Annotated in this window: 5 protein-coding genes; 1 reads left to right on the top strand and 4 read right to left on the bottom strand. The window is 42.7% G+C overall.

The genetic code is table 11. The features are described 5' to 3' along the window. Positions 1–521 precede the first annotated feature (521 nt). From LC605_RS28970 to LC605_RS28955, 4 genes are all read right to left on the bottom strand, one after another. Positions 522–860 carry a hypothetical protein gene (locus LC605_RS28970; protein ID WP_229550899.1) on the bottom strand — a complete coding sequence of 113 codons (339 nt, stop codon included), beginning with the start codon at positions 858–860 and terminating at the stop codon, positions 522–524. Between the two features lie 495 nt (positions 861–1,355). Continuing rightward, entirely contained in the window at positions 1,356–2,954 is a 1,599-nt protein-coding gene (locus LC605_RS28965; RefSeq protein WP_229550898.1) for a B12-binding domain-containing radical SAM protein, read from the bottom strand. Positions 2,955–3,665: 711 nt separating this feature from the next. Then, positions 3,666–4,619 carry an alpha/beta fold hydrolase gene (locus tag LC605_RS28960; protein WP_229550897.1) on the bottom strand — a complete coding sequence of 318 codons (954 nt, stop codon included), beginning with the start codon at positions 4,617–4,619 and terminating at the stop codon, positions 3,666–3,668. Between the two features lie 387 nt (positions 4,620–5,006). After that, positions 5,007–6,026, bottom strand: a complete 1,020-nt coding sequence (locus LC605_RS28955) for a saccharopine dehydrogenase-like oxidoreductase (RefSeq protein ID WP_229550896.1) — start codon at positions 6,024–6,026, stop codon at positions 5,007–5,009. 643 nt (positions 6,027–6,669) lie between these two features. Here LC605_RS28955 and LC605_RS28945 point away from each other — a divergent pair. Next, a partial coding sequence (locus LC605_RS28945; protein ID WP_229550894.1) for a CHAT domain-containing protein occupies positions 6,670–9,117 on the top strand: 2,448 nt, incomplete at its 3' end.

The following is a 9,117-nucleotide window of genomic DNA, read 5'->3' as shown; positions in this document are numbered from 1 at the left end:
GATGTCTGGTAGTACATCCAAGGCCACTAATCCCAATATCCAAGGATGTCCATCCTGAATTTGGGGTAGCTTAAACCTAAATTTCAAACGTCTGACTATATTTGACTATGAGATTTGGAACTATATGTTACAAGATAAATTTTGGGTTTTGAGAACCAGGACTCCTGCCCAGGGAGGGAATGTCAGACCAAAAAAACTACGAAGTAATTCAATACTGCTCGGTTAAGCCTCTTTTGGGCATTAGAGACAACGAGATTTCAAGGGTTTCAGCCTACTTTCTTTCCTTAACCGAGCAGTATTGCGAAGTAATTGATGGCTATTCCCAATGAATTGCCAGAACTACGATTTCAGCCGTAGGCAACTCTGAGTAGTTCACCTGCTGACAATTCAGGTCATGTGGAAAAGTCAACGAAAAACCTAACCCCCTTCCCGTGTCGGGAAGGGGGAAAATTCAAAGTCTCTCTCTTTAAAGGAAGAGAGAAATAGAAGTGAGGTTTTCCACATACCGTGAAAAATCAGGTTTAATCTTCGTCAAGGGCTGGAAAAGCTTCTTCAAGCTGCCATAACTTATCTTTATTTTCAACGAACCAAATACGAGTTTCTGGAGTTAATTTACTCCAAACATCTTCAACAGGGATGTGAGGAGATGCATATTGATACTGCTGACCAAGTGACTTGAGATTGTCCGCTACATCACGAGGAATTCCAAATTGTTCCCAGTCAACTGTGATATTTCTTCCCGAAACTCCGGCTGTGGGGTCGAAAACCAATTGTGCTGATCTGACTAAATCAGCAAAGTGTTTCGGTTTAAGTTTGGTAATCTCCTGAATTTGGAGTGATTCGTTATGTTCTTGAGACATTATCGCCGCAGTGGTAAAGATTAGGGGTGTATTGAACTTACTGCCAGAGATTTTTATCCCAATATTTTTACTTTAGCGCAGAGCGGCTAACTTGATCATGATTAAGATTTAGGAGTCCTATATCCATCGTTATTTATCAGAATAGGACTTACGCAGGAATTACGGAATGACGAACCGCAGAGGCAAAGAGTTGCCAGTGCGCCCTTGCGGTTAAGAGACTTGTTCGCTCTTAGCGTTCCCGCAGGGTAGGGGCGCAAAGGGAAGCGCATAGGCGCTTCTCTACGAGACGCTACGCGAACGCCTTCCCGTAGGGTAGGAACGCAAAAAGAATTGGCTACGAATTTATGAAATATTGTACTAAGTAAGTTGGCGCGAAAAAATCAAAGTATGTTACGAAACGTAAATAGCCTTAAAATCTTTACTAGTGACCAATTGACTTAGGACAAATGACAGTCTTAGCCAGTTAGCTTTAATTGCGCCGACCTACTTAAGTTATTATTTTAAACTTCCTAACACTTCCATCACTTCTGCTTCAGGTTTTACCCTAGCTTCAGCTTGCAGAAATCCAGCTACTTGAGCCTCAATTTCATCTCGGACAATTTGGCGATACTCCAAGAAATGCTCAATTTGGGCACAAACAGCTAAATAGCTACTTACCCCACCCGGATTATGTTGATACATACTCCACAAGTTGCGCCAGAATTGCCAGCGCGTTTGACGACGTACACCCTGACGCCAACAAATTACCAACAACGCTCGGAGTACTTTCCAATTTAATGGTTTTTTGGCAGCTTTCCCCTTTTTCGGATAGGTTGCTTCACCTAAAAGACGGAAGTGTTTGTATGTACGCTCCAAAAACCGCTCTGGCTCATACAAATCCCAGAACGCTTGCACATATTCGTGAGCAATGTCTTCTAATGGTCGAGTTGGCACAAAGTTCATCAACGTGGTTTGGTTGATGTTGGCTGATTTGCTGCGGAGTCGTCCTTCCTTTTCTAATCTGTGCCAGAGGGCTGTATCTGGAAGCGCTTGCAGCATACTAAATAAGGCTGTGGGAATTGCTGTTTGCTCGACAAACTTGACAATTCGTGCGCCTGCTCCGATTTTTTCGCCATCAAACCCAATGATAAAGCCTGCCATAACTCGCAGCCCTGAGCGGGTAATCTTATTCACCGCTTCACTGAGTGAGTCTCTGGTATTCTGGTATTTCTGTGTGAAAGTGAGACTTTCTTCGTCGGGGGTTTCAATTCCCAGAAATACCGCTCCAAAATTACACGCTACCATCAAATCCATCAGTTCTTGATCTTGGGCTAAATCAACTGAAGCCTCTGTGGCAAAGGAAAAGGGATAATTATGTTCCACCATCCAGGGCAAAAGGGACTTCAAAAATAATTTGACATTCCGCTTATTGCCGATGAAGTTGTCATCCACCATAAAAATACTGCGCCGCCAACCCAATTTATAGAGGTAATCAAGTTCTGCTAACAGTTGAGATGGGTCTTTGGTGCGGGGTTTGCGACCATATAGCACAATAATGTCACAAAATTCACACTGGAAAGGACATCCACGGGAAAATTGTACTGACATCTCCGCATAAGCTTCAAACTCTAGCAAATCAAAGCGAGGAATCGGAGTATTGGTGACATCTGGTTTTTCACCGCCAGAGCGAAAAATACCTGTGCGATCGCCCCGTGCGATCGCTGCTACAAATAAAGGTAGGGTGATTTCCCCTTCGTCTAATATTAAGTAGTCTGCTCCGGCAGATGTCATTTCATTGGGTAGCGCTGTCGGGAAGGGCCCACCCACAGCGACCAGCTTACCTCTCTGCTTTGCTTCTAATATCTGAGAGAGCAAATCCTCTTTTTGCACAATCATCGCTGACATAATAACCAAATCTGCCCAAGCCCATTCGGCTTCCGTACAGATGCGAACATTTCGATCTACTAGCTTGAACTGCCATTCTTGCGGTAAAATTGCCGCTACAGTGACCAAGCCTAAAGGCGGTAGCATTGCTTTACGGTCTAATAAAGCCAGTGTCTTTTCAAAAGACCAAAAACTTTTCGGAAAGCGGGGATATACAAGTAAAACGTTCATATTCGATGCTTATAACCCTTGATATTTGCTGCTGGTCGAGTTGATGTAAAGCTAAACCACTCTGACAACAGATTAGAGGAGCTGATGTATCCAGTAGCTGTAACCTCTACTATGACTGATTTAGACAAACCAATATTTTTTTAGGTCGATTATTACTGTTTTCAGACCAGAGAGTGGCTACAAAATTGCTTAAGGCTGAAACTCTTTTTTTACGTAGACGCAAACGCGAGTGCGTCTGGTAAGAGTTGCAGCTTGCCGCAGGCTACCACTCCAGGCGCAGAGAACACAGAGAGAAGAGAGAAGAGAGAAGGAGGAAATGCTTAACCCAAGTGTATTGGGTTATAGTCCGTTAAAACGGACTTTAGCTATTAGCGCGGAACTTCAGTTCCGGGTCATCGGTGAGAGGTTAAGATAAACTTACTTTTGTCAATTAGAAATTATGCTGAAAATTTGGAGAAAGCAGAAGTATTAAGTTAACTCTTGTACTTAATTTTGATCGCGACAATGAATGATACGGATCGAGATTAGTGATCGCCTGCCTACAAATTCTGTTTTCGACCCCAATTTTGGCAATATTTTAAGTACGATTGCTTATTGACAAATCATCTATGACCTTAACCTCTCGCGAATGGTTCCGGGTGGTTTATGTTTAGAATGAAATAGCCCTGATTCAAAGGTACTGCTGAGGCGATCGCACCCATTGCATAATATTTAGGGAATAACCAATGCTTGGTGATGCCTGCGGCGGGCTTCGCCTACGCCAAACCATCTCTCAATCCAATCTAAAATCGCTTGGTTGACTTGTTCTGGACATTCATCATGGGGACAATGCCCAACATCCTCCAGATTCAGCACTTGTAATTTCTTGTTGTATTGGGCAAATTGGCTAGCCAGGACTGGGGGAACAAACCGGTCTTTTTGTCCCCAAATTAAAAGCATGGGAATTGTTAAGGTTGGTAATACTGTCTTGACACTGGGACTAAAATTCATTCCGATCGCAGCTTTAAATAAAGCACTAAACGCCTTAGCAGAACCCCGGTCTTGGGGAGGCCCTGCTAAAATTTCGATGAGTTCATCGGTAATAGCCTCTGGGTTCGCGTAGGCGATACTAGCCCAGCGACGCAGCACCCCAGGACGGCGCACGAAGTTAAACACAGGTTTCAGTATCAACGGCGAAGCGACTATATTTTTAATTGCTCTAACCAATGGTCGTAGCACAGGAGGAATCGCTTCTTGTTCTAGTGACGGGTCGGGTAAACTCATCATCACCATACCCAGCACCATATCGGGGTGGGTGGCGGCGGCAACCATAGAAATTAGTGAACCGTTGGAATTGCCTATTAATATTGCTGGTTGACGGATAAATGTTTTCCAGAAATCGTAAACCTGCTCAACCCAGAGTTCGATGCTGTAATTAGCTGCGGCTTTTTCAGAAGCGCCAAAACCTAACATATCTATGGCGTAAACTGTGTGATGCTCACCCAGAACCTCTAAATTATGCCGCCAATGACCGATGGAAGCGCCAAAGCCATGTAGCAATATCAGAGGTGTTGCCTTGTGGTGATTTTGGCTAGGGCGAATGTAAGTGTAGCGGGTTTGCCAGCCGCGCCAAATCCAATCCCTTTGGTTACCAACTCGTTCTTGCCAGTGTACCGTAGTGGTCACACTTACCTCCGATTTATCAGGACTGAAATATTATTATAAATTGGGGATGAGGGGGATGAGGGGGATGAGGGGGATGAGGGGGGATGAATTAATAATTATTCTCCATTCCCCATTCTTTAGACATCTGGTGAAATTAAATATACGTTACCCAGAACCCTTGTAGAGACGTAGCACTGCTCATAGGTGTCAACTTAACGTTAAAAGGGCGGTTAGAAACCGCGTCTACACAGACGAAACCCGCCTGCGCGGGTTAAAAATATTAATTTTCTCTTAGTCCGCGCAGGCGGACTTTGTTTGTGTAGCCGCGAATTCCATTCGCCCAGGCTTAAGTTGACACCAATGAGCACTGCTACGTCAAAACAATTCTTTTTCGGAGATGTCTTTTATTTATCTAACAAATTGAGGCATAATTTCGGCAGCAGTGAATATTCCGTAGATGCCACGTTGGTGCAGTTGTCTACCAGCTTTGAGATAGCCGAAGGCAGGGCCGCAGACATTGGCTGCCATGCTGGTTTCATCTCCCAGAGTAAAAATATGGGTTGAAATCTTTCCTTCAAAGGTACGTCCTGTTACCTTCACATTGGTGCTGAGGGGCTTTTTGGGATTGCGGGTATCGACTACACCACCAACTGTAACGCGATCGCGCCCCACTATCCCGGCTACTTCTAACATCACATCATCAGCGTGTTCCATGTTTGTCAAGGTAAGCACGCCATTAGTTTTATCTAGTAGTGCTTCTACTTGGGCGTCAGTCATCGCCCTAGCAGTTTCCACTGTGTAACCAGGCATATGGCCGATATCTTCCCGAACGGTGGCGCGGTAAGCTTCCCAGTTAGCAATTCCCACCCCAAAGGTAATTTCAACTTGATGAATTTCGGCGTAACTTTGGGCGGCTAAGGCTGCTGCTGCTGTTAACAGTCCAGGTGTAGCACCACATCCTGTCATGTAGGTAATTCCGGCGGCTTGCAGTTCCTCTTTCATCGCTAGGAGTTGTTCTACGGCAGTGGTGCGTTTAATGGCATCTACTAGTACTCCACGCCAACCAGATTTGATAAACTGCTTGGCGACAGTGGGAATAAAGTCATTTGGTAGGTTGGGTAAAGCCAAAAAATACCCATCTACTTCAGCTATTTCGATTAAATCCTGAATACTTTGATTTGTTAATGTACCAACTGGCTCTAAATAACCCACCGAACCTTGAGACTGATAGGTTGCAATGGATTCTTCAGTATTTAAACCGTCAGCAGCGTAAGCGTAGCCTTTTTGATCTGCTGCTGCGACTAAAATCATTTCTCGTTTGCCAGCAACTACCTTGGCGGCTGCTTGTCCGAGTCCGCCGAAACCCAGTACTCCCACGCGTATAGCTGGCGAAATATTTAGAGAATTTTTGATTTGTTCAGAATTCATAGTGAATTAGTTAATTTGAATCAAAAGCCTTGATTCTTCGGCATCTCAGCTTCCGGCTTGTAACTGGTGGCTGATGGCTGATGGCTCAAAGCTATAGAGGTTAATTATGATTCATTATCCTGGTTTCTTTGGCTTGATATTGCAGATATTTATCTAAGCGCGATCGCTTTTAAGTTTTTCGGCTGTTACCGTACCAGATTTCAAGCAATGACCGCAACTAGCAACCCAGAAGAAGGCTTAAGAATACTGGCTAAACTTGATGCTCTGACAGAATAGAGTTTGTGGCGCGATGATGCAAACATTCACCGGAGGCGATCGCGAGATTTGTGACAATCAGGTTTTTTAGCTAGGAATTCTCTAACATCTCTGTTCCCTTTAGTTTGGTTACAATTGTGACAACACAACGTGAGGTTTGAAACTCTATTCTTTTAGGGGATGTTTGAAAAGTTGTAAAGTATGCTACCAACCCCGCTTCCATTCCTCTCCCCGAAAGGTCAAGAGGCTTTGAAACCCTCCTTCCCTTGTAGGGAAGGGGGGCTAGGGGGGTTAGGTTTCCGAGGCTTAGATGTTAGCAATAATACTTTTCAAACAACCTCTTAACAATTAATCGGGATGGCGTGAATAAGATTATTTAGAGTGTCTTATGGAAATATGGGTAAACTTTGAGTTTGGTGACGGGAATTTTAAGCACGGATTTGGTAAAAATAAACTTGAGGTGGCGATCGCAAATCCACAGGGTAATATCGCACAGATAGAAGTTCAATTACCCCCAGATGAAGAAATTCCAGGTTTCTATCAACGTTGGAAAAAACAATACTATTCGTTACTTAAGAATTCCAGAGGTGGTTTTAAAAATAGCCAAATAACTCATATATCCAAAACAGATTGTGGCGATTATGCAGAGTCTTTACGACATCGACTTCATCAGTGGCTTTACCCCATCCAGTCTGAATTACAACAAGTATTACCACAATACCCCGATCCAGAAATTCATCTGTTTATCCACACTCAGAAAATTGCATCAGAGTTAACTAAGGATATTTTACATAGACTACCTTGGCAAGAATGGGATTTTTTGTCAGGAAATTCCTCCTGTGAGGCGGCCGTTTGTTTTACCTCTTCTCATATAAGTACTAAGGCATCTGAACAATCATCTATTCCTGGCAAAATTAGAAGAGCTAGAATTATCAGTATTTTTGGAGATAGTACAGAAATTGATACTAATCCAGATAAAGAATTACTCAAACAATTGAAAAAACAGGGAGCAGAACTAATCGTTCTTAGTGAACCAATTCGTTCAGATTTTAATAAGCTCTGGGAAGAAGCCTACGATATCCTGTTTTTTGCTGGCCATAGCGAAACTCAGAATGATGGTCAAATAGGTGTCATAAATATTAATCGCAATGAGAGTTTAAGTTTAGAAGAAATCAAAAGCACACTGAAAGCAGCAATTAACAAAGGTTTAAAATTAGCCATCTTCAATTCTTGTAATGGTTTAGGTTTAGCAAGACAATTAGCTTGTTTAAATCTTGCCTACATCATTGTCTGGCGGGAAGAAGTACCAGACAAATTAGCACAAAAGTTTCTCCAATATTTTTTAAGTTCTTTTTCCCAAGGTGAATCTTTATTTAATTCAGTCCGACAAGCAAGAGATAAGCTCAAAGAACTTGCAGACGACAAAGATATTGAGAAGTGGCTACCAGGGGTAAGCTGGCTGCCAGTTATCTGTCAAAATACAAAGAGTCCTCCACCCAGTTGGGAAGATTTGGGAGGACTTTCTGGCGAACTTCCTGAGTGTCCCTATCAAGGTTTATCTGCATTTCGTCAGGAAAATGCAGATTTCTTTTTTGGTAGGGAGAAGTTTATTGCTAAGTTAGTGGAAGCAGTTAACAGCAACCAGCTAATACCTGTGATTGGTGCTTCTGGAAGCGGAAAGTCTTCTGTAGTCTTTGCAGGTTTGATTCCTTATTTACAATCTGCTGGGAATGTAGGGATAGTTAGTTTTCGTCCAGGTAAAAATCCCTTTGATACTTTAGCGATCGCGTTGAGCAAATATTGTCAGTCTCCGGTACAACAACAAACAGAAGCACCAGGAAAAACTGCTATCAGGTTAACAGAACTCGAATTGGAAGTCAACTTGCGACATGATGAGACAGTATTCAACCATCTTATTAAAAATATTATTAACTCTTCAGGATCTAACCATTTTGTATTAATCGCAGACCAGTTTGAAGAACTTTACACTCTTGCAACTGAGGAAGAATGTTACAGTTTTTTAAATGCACTGCTTTTTGCAGTAAATAATGCTCCTAGTTTTACCTTAGTGTTGACGCTGCGAGCGGATTTTTTGGGAATTGCCCTTGATTATCAACCAATGGGTCAGGCTTTGCAACAATACACAGCCTTGTTATTAACTCCGATGGACAAGGAGGAATTACGAGATGTAATTGAAAACCCAGCTTTGAAAATGAAGGTGGAATTGGAGGAAGGGTTAACAAGTAAACTAATTGATGATCTAGACAATCATCCTGGTCGTTTACCTTTACTGGAGTTTACACTAACACAGCTTTGGTCGAAGCAGAAAAATTGGTATTTAACACACCAAGCTTATGAAGAAATTGGTGGTTTAGAAAAAGCTTTAGCAAAGCAAGCTGATCAAGTATTCAACTCGCTATCTGCAAGGGAGAAACAACAAGCAGAAAGGATATTGATTCAGTTAGTACGTCCAGGAGAAGGAACAGAAGACACTAAGCGCGTAGCGACTCGCAAAGAAGTACAGGAAGAAAATTGGAGTTTAGTGAAACGTTTGGCTGATGAACGTTTAGTGGTGACTGCTTGGGATGAAATTGAGAAAATAGAAACAGTAGAAATTGTCCACGAAGCATTGATTCGAGAGTGGGGAACATTGCGCGAATGGATTGAAATTAACCGCGAATTTCGCATTTGGCAAGAAAGGCTCAAACAAGAAGTACGTGACTGGGAAAATAGTCATCAAGACCCAGGAGCATTAGAACAAGACACGCGGCTAATTGTAGCAAAAGATTCGTACAACCAACGAGGAGATGAACTAAAATCACCAAAGCAAGATTTT

This window comes from Nostoc sp. CHAB 5836, from assembly GCF_020829445.1.
In the GTDB taxonomy this organism is placed as follows: domain Bacteria; phylum Cyanobacteriota; class Cyanobacteriia; order Cyanobacteriales; family Nostocaceae; genus Nostoc.
This window is presented reverse-complemented; position numbering and strand designations above follow the sequence as displayed.